This is a genomic window from Phenylobacterium sp., assembly GCF_019636135.1.
GTDB lineage: Bacteria > Pseudomonadota > Alphaproteobacteria > Caulobacterales > Caulobacteraceae > Phenylobacterium.
Genome location: NZ_JAHBYD010000007.1, coordinates 102,824 through 121,368 on the forward strand (window position 1 = coordinate 102,824; position 18,545 = coordinate 121,368).

An 18,545-nucleotide genomic window follows, 5' to 3' on the forward strand; every position below is an offset into this window, starting at 1 on the left:
CCCGATGACCCAGCCCGCCATCTTCTTCGAGGAGGTCAACGAGCGGCAGGGCGCCTTCCACCGCCGGTCGATCCTCATGGGCGCGTTCGCGGGCGTGGGGATGGCGGCGCTGGGCGCGCGGCTGGCCTACCTGCAGCTCTTCGAGACCCAGCGCTACGAGAAGCTGGCGACCTCGAACCAGTTCAACTTCAAGCTCATGCCGGCGCCGCGGGGCATCATCGTCGACCGCAACGGCGCGATCCTGGCCGCCAACCGCCCGAACTTCCGGCTGATGGTGGCCCGCGACAAGGGCATGGACCCCGAGGCCACGCTGCACACCCTGGCCGAGTACGTGCCGCTGGACGAGACGCGCCAGCGCCGCCTGCTGAAGGACATCAATTCCGCGCCCAAGCGGGCGCCCGTCCAGGTCATGGAAGACATGAGCTGGGAGCAGTTCAGCGCGATCAACGTCCGCGCGCCCGAACTGCCCGGCGTCACCGCCGACATGGGCGAGGTGCGCGTCTATCCCCACGGCGGCGCCTTCGCCCACGTGATCGGCTACGTCGCCAAGGTGAACAAGGAGGATGTCGAGAAGGCCGGGCCCCATCCCGACCCGATCATGCTCCACCCCAGCTTCCGGATCGGCAAGCAGGGGGTCGAGAAGGCCTTCGACATGGACCTGCGGGGCAAGGCCGGGGCCAAGAAGGTCGAGGTCGACGCCAACGGGCGCGAGGTCCGCGAGGACGCCCAGGGCGACATCCCGGCGACCCCCGGCAAGGTCATCGAGCTCACCCTTGACGCCGACGTGCAGCTTCGGGCCGAGGAGGTGTTCGGCGAGGAGAGCGGCGCGGCCGTCGTCATGGACGTGCGTAACGGTGACCTGCTCTGCCTGTTCTCGGGTCCCAGCTTCGACGCCAACCGGTTCGTCCGCGGCCTCACCGGCGCGGAATACCGGGGGCTCGCGCAGTACGACCACAAGCCGCTGTTCAACAAGGCGCTGACGGCGACCTATCCGCCGGGCTCCACCTTCAAGACCATGGTGGCCCTGGCCGCGCTCGAGAACGGCTACGACCCCAAGACCGTCCACGTCTGTAGCGGCCACTGGTACTTCGGCCGGATGTGGAAGTGCGATGCGGTGCATGGCGCGCAGGACCTGCACCACGCCGTCGCCACCTCCTGCGACATCTACTTCTACCAGACCGCGCTCTGGCTCGGCCCCGACCGGATCGCCGAGACGGCGCGCAAGTTCGGCCTGGGCGAGATCTTCGACATCGGCATCCCGGGCCAGAAGAAGGGCCTGGTCCCCGACACCGCCTACAAGAAGCGCCGCTTCCCGAAGGACCCCAAGTGGCACCCCGGCGAGACGCCCAGCATGGGCATCGGCCAGGGCTACACCAACCTGAACCCCTTGCAGCTCTGCGTGATGACCGCGCGCATCGCCAATGGCGAGAAGTCGCTGCACCCGCGCCTGGTCCGCGCCATCGGCGGGGTCGAGCAGAAGTCGGGCGCGGCCTGGGGCGACCTGCCGGTGAACAAGGACAACCTCCACTTCGTGCGCGAGGCGATGGCCGCCGTCACCACCATCGGCACCGCCGCCCGCGTGGCCGACCTGGGGCTGGGGAACGTGAAGATGGCCGGCAAGACCGGCACCGCCCAGGCCTATTCCTACGGCGCCGGCCGCGGCGTGCATGGCACCGCCGGGGCCTGGAAGCTGCGCGACCACGCCTGGTTCGTGGCCTTCGCGCCCTATGACGACCCGCGCTACGCCATCAGCGTCCTGGTCGAGCACGGCGGCTTCGGCGCGGCCGCCGCGGCGCCGCGGGCGCGGGAGATCATGCGCACGGTGCTGCTGAAGGATCCAGACGTCATGAAGCGTGTCGTCCGCCCCGCGCCGATGCCCGACCTGCCGCCCGAGATGCAGAACCAGCCCGACGCCGCCGACGGCGTCGTCACCGCCCAGGCTCCGACAGGAAAGCCCGCATGACCGTCTCGGCCCTCACGCGCCCCGGCGAACGCGACCGCCTGATCGTCAAGCTCAGCGAGATCGACTGGGTCTTCGTGCTGGTGCTCAGCCTGATCGCCGGCGCCGGCGCCCTGATGCTGTTCTCCATGGCGGGGTCGTCGTGGATGCCCTGGGCGGCGGCGCACCTGGGCCGCTTCGCGCTGCTGCTGCTGGTGATGATCGTGCTGGCGGTGGTCGACCTGCGGGTCTGGTTCGCCATCGCCTATCCGCTCTACGGGTTCGGGCTCCTGCTGCTGGTCGCGGTGGAGGCGGTGGGCGACGTGCGCCTGGGCGCGCAGCGCTGGCTCTCCATCGGGCCGTTCAGCTTCCAGCCGTCCGAGGTGATGAAGCTGGGCATCGTGCTGGCGCTCGCGCGCCTCTACCACGGCGTCCCGGCCCAACGGGCGCGGCTGTCCTGGTGGCTCTTCGTGCCCGCGACGATGATCGCGCTCCCCGTCCTGCTGGTCGCCCACCAGCCCGACCTCGGCACCGCCATGCTGATCGCGCTCACCGGCGCCGCGATCGTCGTCCTGGCCGGCCTCTCCTGGCGTCTGATCGCGATCTTCTCCGTGACGGCCATCGCCGCGGTGGTGCCGATGATCACCTTCGTGCTGCACGACTACCAGCGCGAGCGGATCTTCACCTTCCTGAACCCCGAGAGCGACCCGTCGGGCTCGGGCTACCACATCCTGCAGTCGATGATCGCCCTGGGCTCGGGCGGCCTGCTGGGCAAGGGCTACGGCCTGGGCTCGCAGAGCCAGCTCAATTTCCTGCCCGAGAAGCAGACCGACTTCGCCTTCGCCGCGCTCGCCGAGGAGTTCGGCTTCCTGGGCTGCATCTCGATCCTGGCGCTCTACGCCGCGGTGATCTTCATGGCGCTGCGCACCGCCTACCTCAGCCACAGCCATTTCGGGCGCCTGGCCGCCTCAGGCGCGACCGCCACCTTCACGCTCTACGTCCTGATCAACGGCGCGATGGTGATGGGCCTGGCGCCGGTCGTGGGGGTCCCGATGCCGCTGCTCAGCTATGGCGGCACCGTCATGGTGACGGTGATGGCCGGCTTCGGCCTCGTCCAGTCGGTGCGCGTCCACCGCTACGCGGAAGTCACCAGCGGCAAGGGCAGCTTCGTCTAGAGCGGGGTGCGTGATTCGGGAATCACGCACCGGGCTCTAAATTTTTGATTTCGCATCGTTTTCGCCGAAAACCGGCCGCCACTTTTCGGCACGATGCTCTAGAGTGCGCTCCAGCTACAGCACGTAGCGTGCGCGCCAGTGCGCCGCCACGAAGGCGCGGAGGTCGCGGTAGGCGACGACTTCCATGTCGCGCAGGGCCTCGATCTTCTCGGGCAGGCCGCCGGCGTCGAAGCGGGCGCGGGCCTGCAGCACGGCGGCCGAGTACCAGGCGTAGCGGCCGGCGTCGTCGGTCAGCAGCAGGCTGTCGTTGATGAGCCGCAGCCCCAGGGCGACCGCGGCGCCGCTGGTCGCCAGGCCCAGCAGGATCCTGGTCGTCGGATCGGTCGCCGGCACGCCCCAGGCCATGAGCCCGCCCGCGAAGGCTGCGCTCACCACCGAGACCACCGGCAGGATGTCGCTGCCCACGCGGATCGCCTCGGAGCGGCGGCGCGGCGCCCGCAGGGAGTCGCCCAGCTTCCCCTCGGTGTAGGCGAGCTGGATGCCGAACCGGTTGCGCCGCAGCAGGTCGAGCAGCAGGGCGAGTTCGTCGGACGCCGGGGGCGGAGCCGGCGAGGCCGTCCATTCCCGCACGACCCAGGCCTCGGCGTCGGCGGGCTCGCCCGCCAGGCGGCCCAGTTGCGCCGGCATCACCTCGGGCGCCGGCAGCGCCGCGAGCGCGCGGCCGCGCACCACCTTCCATTCGGCCAGCGCCTGGTCGTCGGTCATGGCGCGGGCGACCAGGTCGAGGTTGTTGATCAGGGTCTGGAAGTAGAGGCCGCGCGCCTGCTCGGTCCAGTAGCGGTGGCCGAGCCAGCGGGCCCGCGAGTTCGCTCCCAGCCAGTGGAACAGCGCCAGCCCCGCGCCGCCGAGGCAGAGCGCCAGCGCCAGGCCGCCCATCGCCTGCTGCGCCGTCCCCGCCGCCAGGGGCGCGAACCCCGCCAGGATCAGGCCGCCGACCGCGGCCGCCACCGAGACCATGCCGAACCGGCGGTCGGCGCGTCCGTGCCGGTTGGCGGGCGCCTCGTGCTTGCCGAAGAGGGCCCGCAGTTCGGGCCAGTCCAGCACGCGCAGGGCCGTCGGATGGCGGGCGCGCAGGGCGTCGCGCGCGGGCTTGGTGAAGAGGATGTCGTCGTTCGCCCAGCCGGCCTGCGGGTCCTCGAGCCCATCATGCGGGTTCGGCTCGACGTCGGCTGGCGTGGGCGTGTTCATGCGCGGCTCCGCAGCCTCCGGTCAGGCCGCTTCGCCGCAAGTATAGACACAACCGCGCGTGGCGGTGCGACGTTCGTCAGCGCCCCTGGAACACGGCCGCGCGCCGCTCCACGAACGAGCGGATTCCCTCGGCGGCGTCGGCCGTCTGCATCACCCGCGCCCGGATCGCGGGGACGGCGGCGATCGCGGCCTGCTCGCCGGCCTCGGTGTAGAGCTTGCCGGCCTCCTTGGTCACCTGAACGCCCAGCGGCGCGTTCGCGGCGATGAGGCGCGCGACCTCCATGGCGCGCTCGCCCTGCCGCCCGACCGGGACCACCTCCTGCACGAGGCCGACCCGGTACGCCTCGGCGGCGCCGAATTCGTCGCACAGCATCAGGTGGTACATCGCGTTCCCCCACCCGGCGCGGCTTATGTAGCGGAAGTGCGCGCCGCCCAGGGGTGCGATGCCGCGCTTGGCCTCCATCTGGCAGAAACGGCTGTCCTCGGCGGCGATCACGATATCGCCCGCCAAGGCCATCTCGATGCCCACCGTGAAGCAGATGCCCTGCACGGCGGTCACGATGGGCTTGCGGCAGGCCCGGTCCATGCCAAACGGATCGACCGAGCCCTCGGGCCTCGGCACGGGCTTCGCGCCCGGCCCGAAGAACTTCGGCATGTCGAGGCCGGCCGTGAAGTGGGCGCCTGCGGCAGTCAGCACGCCCACCCGGAGGTCGTCGTCCTCGTCCAGCAGGGTCAGCGCCGCCGAGAGCTGCGCCATCATCTCCGGGTCGAAGGCGTTCCGCTTGGCCGGGTTGTCGATGACGACCTTCAGGATGTGGCCGTGCCGTTCGCGGCGGACCTGTCCCGCCGTTTTCTCAATCCCGCTCATGCGCCCACCGCCTCTTCCACCTGGCCCAGCCGGTCCTTGCCGAAGAACATCTCGTCGCCGACGAAGAAGGTCGGGATTCCGAACACGCCGCGCGCCACCGCCGCCTCCGTATTGGCGACCAGCTCGCCCTTCACCTCGGGGTCCTGCGTGGCCGCGAGGATCGCCGCGCCGTCCAGGCCGGCCTCGTCCAGCGTCGCCTGCACCACCCCGGGATCGTCCATCTTCAAGCCGCGCTCCCACATGGCCGCCAGCACCGTCTCCAGGTAGCGGTCGCCCACGCCCATCCGCCGGGCCGCGATCAGGCCGCGCATGATCACGAGCGTGTTGATCGGGAAATGGGGGTTCATCCGGAAGTCGGTCAGCCCGTGCTTCTTCACGTACCGCTGCGTCTCCAGGTTCTCGTAGGCCAGCTTGCCCTTCACCTCGCCGAACGCCTCCATGGGCGAGCGGTTGTTCGCAGCCTTGAAGATGCCGCCCAGCAGGCAGGGGATCAGGTTCACCGTCGCGCCGTGCTTCGCCGCGATCCCCGGCAGGACCTTCCACGAGAGGTAGCCGTTGGGGCTCCCGAAATCGAAGATGAAGTCGATCGTCGAAGCCATCACCAGCTCTCCTTCCAGGGGCGGACGTCCAGTTCGTGGGTCCAGGCCGAGCGGCCCTGCTTGTGCAGGGCGACATAGGTCTGCGCGATCTCCTCGGGCCGCAGGATCGCGCCCTCGGCCAGCAGGTCCTCCGCGTTCGGCCGCATCCCGCGGATGAAGACGCCGTCGATGCCGCCGTCGACCACGATGTGGCCGACGTGGATGCCCTCGGGCCCCAGCTCGCGCGCCATGCTCTGGGCCACGGCCCGCAGGCCGTGCTTGGCCGCCGCGAAGGCCGAGAAGCCGTCGCGCCCGCGCACGCTGGCCGTGGCCCCGGTGAACAGGATGGTGCCCCGGCCGCGCGGGACCATGTGCCTGGCCGCCTCGCGCCCGGCCAGGAAGCCCGCGAAGCAGGCCATCTCCCAGACCTTGGTGAAGACCCGCGCCGTCGTCTCGCGGATGCCGAAGCGCACGTTCGCCCCGATGTTGAAGACCACCACTTCCAGCGGCCCCACCTCGCGCTCGATCCTGTCGAAGAGGGCGACCATCTCGTCCTCCTCGCGGGCGTCGACGCCATAGGCGTGAGCTGTGCCGCCCGCATCCCGGATGCCGTTCGCGATCCGCTCCAGTTCGTCGAGGTTGCGCGGCCGGCGCGTCATGCAGACCGCCAGGCCCTCGGCCGCGAACGCCTTGGCGATCGCCGCCCCCAGGCCGTCGCCGACCCCCACCACGAGACACGCGCCCGCCGCCATGTCGCCACTCCGTTCGGATTTCGAACGAACATCGTCTTGAATTCGAACCCAGTCAATGGGAGAATCCGGCCATGCGCTGGACCGACCTCGCCGAGCAGGACTGCTCCGTCGCCCGCACCGTGGCGGTGATCGGCGACCGCTGGACGCTGATGATCCTGCGCGACCTGTTCCTGGGCGTGCGCCGCTTCGAGGATTTCGAGCGCCGCCTCGGCATCTCGCGCAGCATCATCGCCGAGCGGCTGAAGACGCTCGTGGACGAGGGAGTCCTGCGCCGCGAGGCCTACCAGGACCGCCCGGTCCGCCACGAATACCGCCTGACGGAGAAGGGCCTCGCCCTGCACCCGGTGATCATGGCCATCGTCCGCTGGGGCGACGTCCACTATGCGGGCGAGGCTGGCCCGCCGCTGATCCACCGCCACAAGGCCTGCGGCTGCGATTTCCACCCCGTCCAGACCTGCTCGGAATGCGGCGAAGCCGTGGGCGTCCGCGACGTCGAAGTCCGCCCGGCGCGCTGACGTTCCCCCACACATGTCATCCCGGTTTTGGCGAAGCCAAAGACCGGACCCAACCCACCGGTGCTCTGAGTATCGGCGTGGCCCCGATCGACAGGGCCGCCCTCCCAAGCGTCAGATCACCTGACGGTTGGGTCCCGGTCTTCGCCTGCGGCGAAACCGGGATGACAACGCGAGAAGGGGATGAGGGCGCGTCGGCTGTTACCTGCGATCAAGCGGTTGAGTCGCCGCGTCATGGCTCCGTGAGGCCGGCCGCCGGACAACGCCGGCATGCGCAGGTTCACGCTCCTCTTCTTCGCCCTCGCCCTGGCCGCCGGCGCCGGAAGCGCGGCCCGGGCGGCCGACGCCTACAAGGCCCCGCGCACGCCGTTCGGCCAGCCCGACTTCCAGGGCGTGTGGACCAACACCTCGCTGACCTGGCTGGTCAGGCCGCCGATCTTCAAGGGCCTCGTCGCCACGCCGCAGGAAGAGGCGATGATGCTGGGCGGCTTCAAGCAGATGGCCGGCGATCTCCTGGCCGAGCACGTCGACCCCGACCTGCCGGCGCCGCCGGAGGTGAAGTCCGCGCCCCAGGCCGACCTCCTGGAGATGGACCTGAAGCTCGCCCGCATCGACGGCCAGCCGCGCTCGTCCTGGATCGTCGAGCCCGCCGACGGCCAGCCGCCGCTGACCGAGGCCGGCAAGGCGGCCACCGCGGCCTTCGAGAAGTCCAAGGGCTACGCCGATCCGGAAGCCCGCCCCAACGAGGAGCGCTGCCTCACCTCCATTGGCCTGATCGAGGGCCCGCCGATGATGAACGGCGGCTTCAACGGCCACTACCAGATCGTCCAGACCAGGGACCACGTGGCGATCCACGTCGAGATGAACCACGACGTGCGCATCATCCGTCTCACCGACCACAGGCGGCCGTCGCCGGCGATCACGCCGTGGATGGGCGACTCCATCGGCTGGTGGGAGGGCGACACCCTGGTGGTCGAGACCACCAACCTGAACCCGAAGGGCGCCTACGTCGGCGGCCTGACCGGCGGCTTCGCCTATTCGCCGAACGCCAAGGTGATCGAGCGCTTCACCCGCAAGTCCAGGGACATGTTCCTCTACGAGTTCACCGTCGAAGACCCCGTGACGTTCTCGAAGCCCTGGCGCGGCGAGATGCCGTTCCGCCCCGCCTCAGGCCCCATCTACGAGTACGCCTGCCACGAGGGGAACTACTCGCTCCCCAACATCCTCCGCGGCGCCCGCGTCCAGGACGCCGAGGCCGCCAGGGCCGCCGCGAAGCCCTGATCCCCCGAACCCAAGCCAACTCCGAGCCTCCGCGCGAGCGGAGGCTCCTTTTTTCGAACCACAGAAGACACAGAAAACACGGAAGTCGGCCGCAGCCTTTTCTGTGTCCTTCTGTGTTTTCTGTGGTTTCTAGCCGCTTCGCGGCGTCAGGGACGCCAGCCCAGCGGCCGTGGTCCCAGGCGGCCGGGTTGGGTGACGATGCGCCAGGCGTTTTCGGCCCATTCGCAGATCCACCGGCGGGTGTCGCGCGGGTCGATCATCTCCTCCATCTGGAAGCGGTTCAGCGGCCCCACCGGCCCGCGCACGCTCTCGATCCGCGCCTCGATCTCGGCCCTGAGCGCCGCCGGGTCCTCGGCCTCGGCGAGCTGGCGCTTGTAGGCCGCCTCGATGCCGCCCTCCGGCGGGATGCCGCCCACGTCGGCCGCCGGCCACACCACCCGCGCGCTCGCCGCCGCCTTGGGGGTCGCGTAGTTGTTGCCCGCCACGCCGAAGCTGCGCCGCAGGATCACGGTGAAGATCGGCACGCTCACCTGGCTGAACGCGATCATCCACTCGCCGCCCTTGCGGATCGTGGCCGCCACCTCGTGCTCCACGCCCACCGCGAAGCCCGGGTTGTCGACGAGGTTCACGATCGGCAGGTGGAACAGGTCGCAGAGGTCCGAGAGCCTCTTCAGCTTGTCGCAGCCGTCGGCGGTCAGCGCCCCGCCGTTCTCGTGGCGGCTGTCCGAGGCCATGATCCCCACCGGGATGCCGCCAAACCGCGCCAGCCCCGTGATCTGGTCCGAGCCCCAGAGCGCGCCCATCTCGAAGAAGCTGCCCTTGTCGGCCATCAGCCGGATGGCGCGGCGCATGTCGAAGGTCGTCGTCCGCTTGCGCGGCACGATCGTGAACAGCTCCTCCTCGCGCCGGTCGACGGGATCGTCGCAGTCGGTCCGCGGCGGCGCGTCCCAGACGCTGGGCGGCAGGTAGGAGAGGAACCGTTTGGTCTGCTCGACCGCCTCGGCCTCGGTCCCGGCCAGGTTGTCGACCGCACCGTTGCGGCAATGGATGCGCCAGTCGCCCAGCTCCTCCTTGGTGATGTCGTAGCCCATGGCGTGCGCCACCACGGGCGGCCCGGCCACGAAGAGCTGGGCGATATCGCGCACCATCACCGAGAAGTGGCCCAGCACGGCCTTCGCCGCCCCGATGCCCACCACGGACCCCAGCAGCACGTTCACGACAGGCACGCAGCTAAGCTGCGTGGCGTACATCTCCGAGCCCAGGTGCCCCGGCAGGAACGAGCCGCCGCCGCCCGAGACCCGCGGCCGGCCGGCCTTGATCGCGCCCGTGCTCTCCTTGGCCGCGCCCTCGCCGGCCTCCTGCTTCGGCACCATCGAGGCCACGCTGCCGCCGCCCGACGAGCCGTCCAGCAGCCGCACCGAGGGGCAGCGGAACTCCAGGCTGAGCTCGTCGAGATAGCGGCTCTTCTGCCCGATCGCCCCGTCCGAGTGGCCGCCGCGCGAGGTGAAGTCGTCGGCGCAGACGATGGTGCGCCGCCCGTCCACGGCGCCCCAGCCGCCCACGTGGTTGGCCGGCGTGAAGTCGGCGATCCCGCCGTCGGCGTCGTAGCTCGCGAAGCCTGCCAGGCTGCCCACCTCGCGGAAGCTGCCGCCGTCCAGCAGCAGGTCGATGCGTTCGCGGCACGTCAGCTTCTGGCGGTTGCGCTGTCGGATCACGCCGGGGTCGCGGGTCTCCGGGCCGAAGCGGTCGTGGGCGATCTGCTGCAGCGCCGCCACCTGGCCCATCACAGGCGCCCAGCTATCCTCGCCGTAGGTCCGCGGCGTCGCGCCGCCGCCCGCGTCCGCGCTGGGCCGGATCGCCGCCAGCACCTGGCCCGCGGCCACGGCCGATCCGGCCTCCACCGCCGCCATCCGCGCCACCACGCCCGTGCAGGGCGCGGTGACGGTGGTCTCCATCTTCATGGCGCTGATGACCAGCAGCGGATCGCCCGCCGACACCGCCGCGTCGGGCGCGATCATCACGGCCACCACCGATCCGCCCATCGGCGCCTCGACCGCCTCCTCGCCTTCGCCCACGGGCAGGGCAGGGGACGCGGCTGCCGGTTCGGCGCGCCGCGTTCCGGCGCCGGCCGGCCTGGCCATCAGGCCCGCGGCGTTCGACGCCTTCAGCATCGTGTTCGGTGACGCCAGCGCCGGCTTTTCGCTGAGCAGCGTCGTGCGCGCATCGCCCGCCGCGACCGACGGCTCGGCCAGGATCGCCTGAAGTTGCCCCAGGTTGGTCGGCAGCCCCGCGATGTGGAACTCGGCCAGCGCGCGGCCGCACCGCTGCACCGCCGAGGCCAGGGTGCCGGCCGAGCTCGACCGCGCGATCACCTTGGCGAACATCGGGTCGAACTGCGGCGGCGGCGTCAGGCCCGGATAGCCGCAACTGTCCACTCGCACGCCCGGCCCCGCCGGCTCCTTGTAGCCGTCCAGCGCCCCGGTCCCGACGGCGGTCACCCGCGCCTGCACCGCATAGCCCCGCGCCGGCGGCGTCTCGGCCAGGCCCAGGTCGCCCAGCGTCGCCCCCGCCGCGATCCGGAACTGCGTTTCCACCAGGTCGACGCCGGTCACCTCCTCGGTGACGGTGTGCTCCACCTGGATGCGCGGGTTGCATTCGATGAAGAAGTGCGCGCCGCTCTCCGGCTCCACCAGGAACTCCACCGTGCCGGCGTTCACATAGCCGCCCGCCTTCGCCAGCTTCAGCGCGTCGTCCAGGATGCGCTGGCGCAGGCCCGGCTCCAGGCCCGCCGCCGGCGCGATCTCCACCACCTTCTGGTTCCGGAGCTGCACCGAGCAGTCGCGTTCCCACAGGTGGATCATCCCGCCCCGCGCGTCGGCCAGCACCTGCACCTCGATGTGCCGCGGCCGCACGACCAGCTTCTCGAGGAACACCGAGCCGTCGCCGAACGCGGCGGCCGCCTCGCTCCGGCAGCGCGCGAAGGCCTCGGCCAGTTCGCCCGGCCCGGCCACGCGGCGCATCCCGCGCCCGCCGCCGCCGGCCGCGGCCTTCAGCATCACCGGATAGCCGATGGCGCCCGCCGCCGCCTCGGCCTCGGCCGGCGAGGCCAGCGCGCCCGCGCTTCCCGCCACCGTCGGCACGCCCAGCGACGCGGCCAGCCCCCGCGCCTTCACCTTGTCGCCGAACAGCTCCAGCGCCTCGGGCGGCGGCCCCACGAACGTCAGCCCTTCGGCCAGGCACCGCCGCGCGAACGCCGCGTTCTCCGACAGGAAGCCATAGCCGGGATGGACGCTGTCGCACCCGGACGCCGTCGCCGCTGCGATCAGCGCCTCGATGTCGAGGTAGGGCGCCACCGCATCGCCGCCCGGCCCGCCGATGGCCCGCGTCTCGGTCGTGACCTTGGCGTGCAGCCCCCGCGCGTCGGCCGCCGAATGCACCGAGACCGTCTCGATCCCCAGCGCCTGCGCCGCCCGCGCGATCCGGACTGCGATCTCGCCCCGGTTGGCGATCAACACCCGCTTCACCACTGACCGTCTCCTCGCGCCCGCTCTGCCGGCGGCCTCCGGGCCACTTTCGAACAGTTGTTGGAGGGCGCCAACCTTCCTCTCCCGCTCGCGGGAGAGGGGGACCGCTCGCCGAGCGCAGCGGAGAGCGAGTGGTGGAGAGGGAAAGCCTCAAGCTCGGCGCTCAACCCAGGCTGAAGGAACCGCTCTGCCGGCCGCTTTCCCTTTCCACCATCCGCTCTTCCCCCGGCCTTCGCCGGGGTCGGCGGACGGTCCCCCTTTCCCGCAAAGCGGGAAAGGAAGCGCGGCTCCGCTTGCGCGAACAAATAGAGAACAATATCCTGCCGCCCATGACCGCCCTGACCCTCAAGCGCAAGCTCGCGATCCTGTCCGATGCGGCGAAGTACGACGCCTCCTGCGCCTCGTCCGGCACGAAGACGCGCGACTCGATGGGCGGGAAGGGCGTGGGGTCCACGGACGGGGGCATGGGCATCTGCCACGCCTACGCGCCGGACGGGCGCTGCATCAGCCTGCTCAAGATCCTGCTGACCAACTTCTGCGTCTACGACTGCCTCTACTGCGTGAACCGGGTCAGCTCGAACACGCCGCGCGCGCGGTTCTCGGTGGACGAGGTGATCGACCTCACGCTCGGCTTCTACAGGCGCAACTACATCGAGGGCCTGTTCCTCTCGTCGGGCATCATCCGGAGCGCCGACTACACGATGGAGGAGATCGTCCGGGTCGCGCGCACCCTGCGCGAGGTCCACGACTTCCGCGGCTACATCCACCTGAAGGTGATCCCCGAGGCGTCGCCCAGGCTGGTGGAGGCGGCGGGCCTCTACGCCGACCGCCTGTCGATCAACATCGAGCTGCCGAAGGACGAGAGCCTGGCCGCGCTGGCGCCCGAGAAGGACGCGGCCGGGATCAGGAAGGCGATGGGTGCGGTGCGGCTCTCGGAAGCCGCCTCGAAGGAGAAGGGCCGCAAGGCGCGGCCGCCGAAGTTCGCGCCGGCCGGGCAGTCCACCCAGATGATCGTGGGCGCCGACGCCGCGGCCGACGGGGCGATCCTGAAACGGGCCGAGGGGCTCTACGGCGCCTATGGCCTGCGCCGCGTCTACTATTCGGGCTTCTCGCCGATCCCCGACGCCGCTTCGCGCCTGCCTGTCCGCCGCCCGCCGCTGATCCGCGAGCACCGGCTCTACCAGGCCGACTGGCTGATGCGCTTCTATGGCTTCGCGCGCGCCGAGATCGCCGGCGAGGACGAGGACCTCGACCTCGCCATCGACCCCAAGCTGGCCTGGGCCTTGCGGAACCGCGGCGACTTCCCGGTCGACGTGAACACCGCCGAGCGCGAACGGTTGCTGCGCGTGCCGGGCCTGGGCGTGAAGGCGGTCGGGCGCATCCTCGAGGTGCGGCGCTTCAAGCGGCTGGAGATGGCCGACATCGGCCGCCTCTCGCGCAACGTCGGCAAGCTGAAGCCCTTCCTCGTCGCGGCCGACTGGTCGCCCGGCAGGCTCACCGACCAGGCCGACCTCCGCGCGAAGGTCGAACCGCAGCAACTGGACCTCTTCTGATGCCCGTGGTCCGCCTCGCCCACGAGACCGACTTCGACGGCTGGCGCGCCGCCGCCCGCTCGCTGCGCCAGGCCGGCGTCGCGCCCCATCACGTCGTCTGGACGGTGGATGGAAGCGCCGACCTGTTCAGCCCCCCTCCCCCTTGCGGGGAGGGGTCGGGGGTGGGGGTGACCGTGGGTTGCGCCGAGGCGACACCCCTACGCCCAACCCTCTCCCGGCAAGGGGGAGAGGGCTTTCGCGTCCCCAGGCCCTTCGTCGACCTCGCGGGCCAGGCGATCCTGCACCGCTCGGACGAGCGGTTCGACCTGCTCTACCGCCTGCTGTGGCGGCTGCAGGACAAGCCCGAGCTGATGCACATCCTGTCGGACGCCGACGTCGCCCGCGCCCACGGCTTCGCCCGCGACGTCCATCGCGCCGCCCACAAGATGAAGGCCTTCGTCCGCTTCCGTCTGGCGAAGGACGACGAGGGCGAGGTCTACGTCGCCTGGTTCGAGCCGGCGCACCGGGTGACCGAGGCCACCGCGCCCTTCTTCGTGAAGCGCTTCGCCAACATGCGCTTCTCGATCCTGACGCCCGACGTCTGCGTCCACTGGGACCTGAAGGCCCTGGCCGCCACGCCCGGCGCCGACCCCGCCGACGCGCCCCGCGAGGATGCCCTCGAGGACTACTGGAAGACCTACTACGCCTCGATCTTCAACCCGGCCCGCCTGAAGGTCGCCGCCATGCGGAAGGAGATGCCCAAGCGCTACTGGCGGAACCTCCCCGAGGCGGCCCTCATTCCCGAACTCATCGCCCAGGCCGAGGCCCGAACGAGCGACATGGTCCGCGCCGCCCCCACCGAACCCGGCCGCCGCGTCGTCAGGGCCGCCGTCCGCAACAGCCGCGACGCCCCCTGGGAGGGCCAGGCGCCGACCTCGCTGGAGGAGATCGCCGCCGGCGTCGACCATTGCCGCCGCTGCGACCTCTGGCGGGACGCGACCCAGGGCGTGCCGGGCGAGGGGCCGCCGCGCGCCAGGCTGCTGTTCGTGGGCGAGCAGCCGGGCGACCAGGAGGACCTGGCGGGCCGGCCGTTCGTCGGCCCCGCCGGGCAGGTGTTCGACAGGGCCCTGGCCGCCGCCGGCGTCCCGCGCGCCGAGACCTGGGTCACCAACGCCGTGAAGCACTTCAAGCACGAGCTCACCGGCAAGCGGCGCATCCACAGGACGCCGAACGCGGGCGAGGTCGCCGCCTGCCGCTGGTGGCTCGACGCCGAGCGACGGATCATCCGCCCGCGCGTGATCGTGGCGCTGGGCGCCACCGCCGGCCTCGCCGTCTTCGGCAAGGCGACATCCATCAAGGACAACCGCGGCCGCGCGCTGCAGCTTCCCGACCAGGCCCAGGCCGTCGTCACCTACCACCCTTCGTTCCTGCTCCGCCTGCCCGACGAGAAGGCCAAGGCCGAGGCCTATGAGGCGTTCGTGGAGGACCTGAAGCTGGCGTGGACGCTGGCGGCGTAGCGCACATTCTCCCTCCACTTCCCTCGTCATCCCCCGGCTTGTCCGGGGGACCCATTGGGCTGTGAGGTGACGGGCGAGCTGCAGATGCACAGCCCAGTGGGTGGCCCGGACAAGCCGGGCCATGACGTTCAGCAGGGGCGGGACGTCGGTGAAGCGGGCGGCGTCGGTCACGATCTTCGGGCTGCCGCAGGGCTAGGAGACCGCTCGAGGCCGCGCCAGCAGCCAGGCCGCATATCCCGCGCCCAGCACGGTCAGCGCCACGCCATGCACGAAGAAGGCGGTGCGGTATTCGCTGGCCTGCGCCATCAGGCCGAAGTTGAGGATCAGCAGGGTGATCGCGGCCTGGCTCGTGAAGCCTTTCACCGAGGCCACGGTCGCCCGCGCCTCGCCCGACAGCGCGTGCTGGAACCGCGCATCGGCGTTCACGTCGGCCACCCGGCAGAGCCCGGTGAAGGCCACCGCCAGCACCACCGAGGCCAGCGGATGGAAGACGGCCGCCGCCGCGGTCAGCAGCAGTCCGCCTGCGGCCACCAGGCCCGGCAGCGAAGCCGGCTTGCCGAGCGGCGCACGATGGGCCAGCGCGGCGGCGGCGGCCTGGCTCCCGCCCAGCGCCGCGACGAACAGCGCGATGGCCGGCCGGTCCAGCCCCATGTCGCGCGCGAAAATCTGCCAGTAGTCCTCGCACGCCGCGAGCAGCGACTGCATCAGGGCGATGAACAGCAGGATCGGGAGCACGCCCGGCCGCCGCACCGCCTCGCCGATCCCGCGCCGGATCACGCCCAGGTAGTCCGCCCGCCCGGCCTGCGCCGCCCTGGGCGCCCGCGGCAGCAGGAGCGCCGAGGCCGCGCCCAGCAGGCTCGACGCCGAGCTGATCAGGGTCAGCGCGTCGTTGCCGATCCCCGCGATCGCCGCCGCGATCAGCGCCGCCGACATGAAGCCCGCGAACCGCCCCGTCTGCGCACGGCCGATGGCGCGGGCATAGTCCTGCGGCCGGCCCTCGGCCTTCAGCTCGTCGAAGATCAGCGCCTCGAAGGTCCCCGAAACCAGTGCGCTCTTCACGCCCCAGAGCACGAAGCCGATCAGGTAGCCCCAGAAGCCGGGGAACAGCGCCCACACCAGGAAGCCGGCGCCGCGGAACACCTGGGCGATCGCCAGCAGCCAGCGGCGCGAGAACCGGTCGGCCAGCGCGCCCGTCGGGATCTCCAGCGTCACCCCCGTCAGCGACCACGCCGCGAGCGCCAGGCCGATCTGGGCCGGGCTCATCCCATGCTCGGTGAACATCACCGTGTAGAACGGGAAGATCAGGACGAAGGTGTCGAGGAAGCGGTAGGCGGCGGCCCGGCCGACGAGGCCCACCATCACCTCTCCCCCGAGCGCCGCAGGCGCGAAGCGAGGGAGAGGGCAGGGAGTGGGCGGCTCGGCGCCAGGGACAGGCAGGGCTTGAGCCCGATGTGCGACCGGGTTCCGCCGAAGCGGCGACTCGACGTCTTGCGCCGCCCTCTCCTCAATCCTCTCCCTCTCCGTTCGCTCCGCTCACGGGGGGAGAGGAGGCTGCTAAGCCAGGAAGCCGGCTTCGGCGAAGTCCAGCATTCGCTTCAGGAGGCCCTCGACGTCGCCCTCGCGGGTGATCCCGCCCGACAGGTGGTGCAGCCGGTCGAACTCGGCGAAGCGGTTGTTGTGGACCATGCCCAGCACGAAGTGCAGCCGCCAGTAGACGTCCTCCTTCGGCAGCTCGGGCCGCGCCGCCATCAGGGCCGTGGCGAACCGCTCCAGGTGGGAGACGTCGGTCTTCAGCACCTCGCGCATCTCGGCCGTGCCTTCGGACCGGGCGCGGATGATGAACTGCATCGAGATGCGGCGGTCGTTGTCGGGTGAGGCCCAGCGCATCGGCGGGGCCAGGTAGCACTCCAGGATGTCGCGCACCCGGGGCTTGCCGCCCTGCCGCGCCGTCGCCTCGTGCAGCATCCGCGCGCGCTCGCGGTTCAGCTCGCTGGTCCGCCGCCGGAAGATCTCGAACAGCAGGGCGTCCTTGGAGCCGAAGTGGTAGTTCACGCTGGCCAGGTTGACGCCCGCCTCGGCGGTGATGTCGCGCACCGACACGTTCTGGAAGCCGTGCAGCGCGAACAGCCGCTCGGCCGCGTTGAACACCGCGGCCTTGGTGGCGGCCTGGGCCTCTTCGGTCTCGGGCGGATCCTGGATGAGGGGATCGGTCATGCGAATCCCTTAGGCGTCACCGCACGCTACGCTCAACATGACCGTTGCGCGACAGGCGAACTCGCTCAGCGCGAAAGCTCCTTCATCGCCTTCTCCAGCCCGTCGATGGTCAGCGGGAACATCCGCTCGCCCACGAGTTGCTTCATCAGGCCGATCGAGGGCGTGTAGTCCCAGTGGCGCTCGGCCGTCGGGTTCAGCCACACGACCGAGTCGAAGATCTGGCCGACGCGGTCCATCCAGATCGCGCCCGCCTCCTCGTTCCAGTGCTCCACCGAGCCGCCCGGATAGGTGATCTCGTAGGGGCTCATGGTGGCGTCGCCCACGAAGATGACCTTGTAGTCGTGGGGGAACTTGTGGAGGATGTCGTAGGTGTTGAGCTTCTCGGCGTGACGGCGCCGGTTGTCCTTCCACACGCTCTCGTAGAGGCAGTTGTGGAAGTAGTAGAACTCCATGTTCTTGAACTCGGACCGCGCCGCGCTGAACAGCTCCTCGCAGATCTTGATGTGGCTATCCATCGACCCGCCGATGTCGAGGAACAGCAGCACGCTGATCTTGTTGCGCCGCTCGGGGCGCATGTTGATGTCGAGGTAGCCCTTCTCGGCCGTGCCCTTGATGGTCTTGTCCATGTCCAGCTCCTCGACGGAGCCGTCCCGGACCCATTTGCGCAGCCGGCGCAGGGCGACCTTGATGTTGCGGGTGCCCAGCTCGACCTGGTCGTCGAGGTTCTTGTACTCGCGCTTGTCCCAGACCTTGATGGCGCGGCCGTGCCGGCCCTTCTCCTGGCCGACGCGGATGCCTTCGGGGTGATAGCCGTTGGCGCCGAAGGGGTTCGAGCCGTCGGGGCGGCCGCCCCGCTGGCCGTTCTCGCCGTCCTTGCCCTCGGCGCCTTCCTTCGCCCGCTTGGCCAGCTCCTCCATCAGCTTGTCGAAGCCGCCCATGGCCTCGATCATCGCCTTCTCCTCGTCGGTGAGGAACTTGTCGGCGAGCTTCTTCAGCCACTCGGCGGGGATGTCGATGGCCTCGCCGTCGATCTTCTCCAGCCCCTGGAACACGTGGCCGAAGACCTTGTCGAACTTGTCGAGGTTCTTCTCGTCCTTCACCAGGGCCGAGCGCGACAGGTAGTAGAAATCGTCGACCGTGCGGTCGATGACCTGCTTGTCCATCGCCTCCATGAGGACGAGGTATTCCTTGAGCGTCACCGGCACCTTGGCTTCGCGGAGCTCGGTGAAGAAGCGCATGAACATCGGGGGCGGCCCCTTGGCGTCGAACGATCGTTTGAACGCGGAGGATGCGGTTTCGGGTTCGCGATGTCCAGTGCGCCCGGGGCGCCTCTCCGCGCGCCGCGGGGCGCCATCGTTCAGAACCACCAGGGCCACCAAGCCCACCAAGGTCGACGCAGGTCCCT

Annotated in this window: 14 protein-coding genes; 6 read left to right on the forward strand and 8 right to left on the reverse strand. The window is 70.6% G+C overall.

What is annotated here, in order from left to right; all coding sequences use genetic code 11:
• Nucleotides 1-4: 4 nt before the first annotated feature.
• Together mrdA and rodA are read left to right on the forward strand one after the other, a co-directional pair.
• Entirely contained in the window at nucleotides 5-1,963 is a 1,959-nt protein-coding gene (gene mrdA, locus KF737_RS06920; protein ID WP_296452006.1) for a penicillin-binding protein 2, read from the forward strand.
• Nucleotides 1,960-3,114: a rod shape-determining protein RodA gene (gene rodA / locus KF737_RS06925; RefSeq protein ID WP_296452007.1), complete on the forward strand. Its 1,155-nt coding sequence runs from the start codon at nucleotides 1,960-1,962 to the stop codon at nucleotides 3,112-3,114. The genes mrdA and rodA overlap by 4 nt, the downstream gene beginning before the upstream one ends.
• A gap of 114 nt (nucleotides 3,115-3,228) precedes the next feature.
• Here rodA and KF737_RS06930 read toward each other — a convergent pair whose 3' ends face one another.
• From KF737_RS06930 to KF737_RS06945, 4 genes are all read right to left on the reverse strand, one after another.
• The gene (locus tag KF737_RS06930) at nucleotides 3,229-4,362 is read right to left on the reverse strand and encodes a hypothetical protein (RefSeq protein WP_296452009.1); all 1,134 of its coding nucleotides are present in this window, start codon (nucleotides 4,360-4,362) and stop codon (nucleotides 3,229-3,231) included.
• Between the two features lie 76 nt (nucleotides 4,363-4,438).
• Nucleotides 4,439-5,230 (reverse strand): crotonase/enoyl-CoA hydratase family protein, encoded by a 792-nt coding sequence (locus KF737_RS06935; RefSeq protein ID WP_296452012.1) that lies wholly within the window; start codon nucleotides 5,228-5,230, stop codon nucleotides 4,439-4,441.
• Nucleotides 5,227-5,829 (reverse strand): 2-hydroxychromene-2-carboxylate isomerase, encoded by a 603-nt coding sequence (locus tag KF737_RS06940; RefSeq protein WP_296452015.1) that lies wholly within the window; start codon nucleotides 5,827-5,829, stop codon nucleotides 5,227-5,229. The genes KF737_RS06935 and KF737_RS06940 overlap by 4 nt, the downstream gene beginning before the upstream one ends.
• Nucleotides 5,829-6,560 (reverse strand): SDR family NAD(P)-dependent oxidoreductase, encoded by a 732-nt coding sequence (locus KF737_RS06945; protein ID WP_296452017.1) that lies wholly within the window; start codon nucleotides 6,558-6,560, stop codon nucleotides 5,829-5,831. Before KF737_RS06945 ends, KF737_RS06940 begins: the two co-directional genes overlap by 1 nt.
• Before the next feature lie 71 nt (nucleotides 6,561-6,631).
• Here KF737_RS06945 and KF737_RS06950 point away from each other — a divergent pair, with 71 nt between their 5' ends.
• Together KF737_RS06950 and KF737_RS06955 are read left to right on the forward strand one after the other, a co-directional pair.
• Nucleotides 6,632-7,075: a helix-turn-helix domain-containing protein gene (locus tag KF737_RS06950; RefSeq protein ID WP_296452022.1), complete on the forward strand. Its 444-nt coding sequence runs from the start codon at nucleotides 6,632-6,634 to the stop codon at nucleotides 7,073-7,075.
• 267 nt (nucleotides 7,076-7,342) lie between these two features.
• Nucleotides 7,343-8,353 (forward strand): hypothetical protein, encoded by a 1,011-nt coding sequence (locus KF737_RS06955; RefSeq protein WP_296452024.1) that lies wholly within the window; start codon nucleotides 7,343-7,345, stop codon nucleotides 8,351-8,353.
• Between the two features lie 146 nt (nucleotides 8,354-8,499).
• Here the strand turns inward: KF737_RS06955 and KF737_RS06960 are convergent, their stop codons facing one another.
• The gene (locus KF737_RS06960; protein WP_296452026.1) at nucleotides 8,500-11,877 is read right to left on the reverse strand and encodes a carboxyl transferase domain-containing protein; all 3,378 of its coding nucleotides are present in this window, start codon (nucleotides 11,875-11,877) and stop codon (nucleotides 8,500-8,502) included.
• A gap of 329 nt (nucleotides 11,878-12,206) precedes the next feature.
• On the opposite strand from KF737_RS06960, the gene KF737_RS06965 reads away from it, so the two are divergent.
• Together KF737_RS06965 and KF737_RS06970 are read left to right on the forward strand one after the other, a co-directional pair.
• Nucleotides 12,207-13,430 carry a putative DNA modification/repair radical SAM protein gene (locus KF737_RS06965; protein WP_296452029.1) on the forward strand — a complete coding sequence of 408 codons (1,224 nt, stop codon included), beginning with the start codon at nucleotides 12,207-12,209 and terminating at the stop codon, nucleotides 13,428-13,430.
• Nucleotides 13,430-14,926: a UdgX family uracil-DNA binding protein gene (locus KF737_RS06970; RefSeq protein WP_296452033.1), complete on the forward strand. Its 1,497-nt coding sequence runs from the start codon at nucleotides 13,430-13,432 to the stop codon at nucleotides 14,924-14,926. Before KF737_RS06965 ends, KF737_RS06970 begins: the two co-directional genes overlap by 1 nt.
• 192 nt (nucleotides 14,927-15,118) lie before the next feature.
• Here KF737_RS06970 and KF737_RS06975 read toward each other — a convergent pair whose 3' ends face one another.
• The 3 genes from KF737_RS06975 to KF737_RS06985 form a co-directional block, all read right to left on the reverse strand.
• Nucleotides 15,119-16,285 carry an MFS transporter gene (locus KF737_RS06975; protein ID WP_296452037.1) on the reverse strand — a complete coding sequence of 389 codons (1,167 nt, stop codon included), beginning with the start codon at nucleotides 16,283-16,285 and terminating at the stop codon, nucleotides 15,119-15,121.
• 195 nt (nucleotides 16,286-16,480) lie between these two features.
• Nucleotides 16,481-17,140 (reverse strand): TetR/AcrR family transcriptional regulator, encoded by a 660-nt coding sequence (locus KF737_RS06980; RefSeq protein ID WP_296452042.1) that lies wholly within the window; start codon nucleotides 17,138-17,140, stop codon nucleotides 16,481-16,483.
• Between the two features lie 65 nt (nucleotides 17,141-17,205).
• Nucleotides 17,206-18,384: a VWA domain-containing protein gene (locus tag KF737_RS06985; protein WP_296452045.1), complete on the reverse strand. Its 1,179-nt coding sequence runs from the start codon at nucleotides 18,382-18,384 to the stop codon at nucleotides 17,206-17,208.
• Nucleotides 18,385-18,545: the final 161 nt, after the last annotated feature.

Excerpts from the sequence above, each read along its gene's own strand:
- KF737_RS06930 (WP_296452009.1), bottom strand. The coding sequence starts at position 4,362 with ATGAACACGCCCACGCCAGCCGACGTCGAGCCGAACCCGCATGATGGG.
- rodA (WP_296452007.1), top strand. The coding sequence starts at position 1,960 with ATGACCGTCTCGGCCCTCACGCGCCCCGGCGAACGCGACCGCCTGATC.
- mrdA (WP_296452006.1), top strand. The coding sequence starts at position 5 with ATGACCCAGCCCGCCATCTTCTTCGAGGAGGTCAACGAGCGGCAGGGC.
- KF737_RS06965 (WP_296452029.1), top strand. The coding sequence starts at position 12,207 with ATGACCGCCCTGACCCTCAAGCGCAAGCTCGCGATCCTGTCCGATGCG.
- KF737_RS06980 (WP_296452042.1), bottom strand. The coding sequence starts at position 17,140 with ATGACCGATCCCCTCATCCAGGATCCGCCCGAGACCGAAGAGGCCCAG.
- KF737_RS06940 (WP_296452015.1), bottom strand. The coding sequence starts at position 5,829 with ATGGCTTCGACGATCGACTTCATCTTCGATTTCGGGAGCCCCAACGGC.
- KF737_RS06955 (WP_296452024.1), top strand. The coding sequence starts at position 7,343 with ATGCGCAGGTTCACGCTCCTCTTCTTCGCCCTCGCCCTGGCCGCCGGC.
- KF737_RS06970 (WP_296452033.1), top strand. The coding sequence starts at position 13,430 with ATGCCCGTGGTCCGCCTCGCCCACGAGACCGACTTCGACGGCTGGCGC.
- KF737_RS06935 (WP_296452012.1), bottom strand. The coding sequence starts at position 5,230 with ATGAGCGGGATTGAGAAAACGGCGGGACAGGTCCGCCGCGAACGGCAC.
- KF737_RS06945 (WP_296452017.1), bottom strand. The coding sequence starts at position 6,560 with ATGGCGGCGGGCGCGTGTCTCGTGGTGGGGGTCGGCGACGGCCTGGGG.
- KF737_RS06985 (WP_296452045.1), bottom strand. The coding sequence starts at position 18,384 with ATGTTCATGCGCTTCTTCACCGAGCTCCGCGAAGCCAAGGTGCCGGTG.
- KF737_RS06950 (WP_296452022.1), top strand. The coding sequence starts at position 6,632 with ATGCGCTGGACCGACCTCGCCGAGCAGGACTGCTCCGTCGCCCGCACC.
- KF737_RS06975 (WP_296452037.1), bottom strand. The coding sequence starts at position 16,285 with ATGGTGGGCCTCGTCGGCCGGGCCGCCGCCTACCGCTTCCTCGACACC.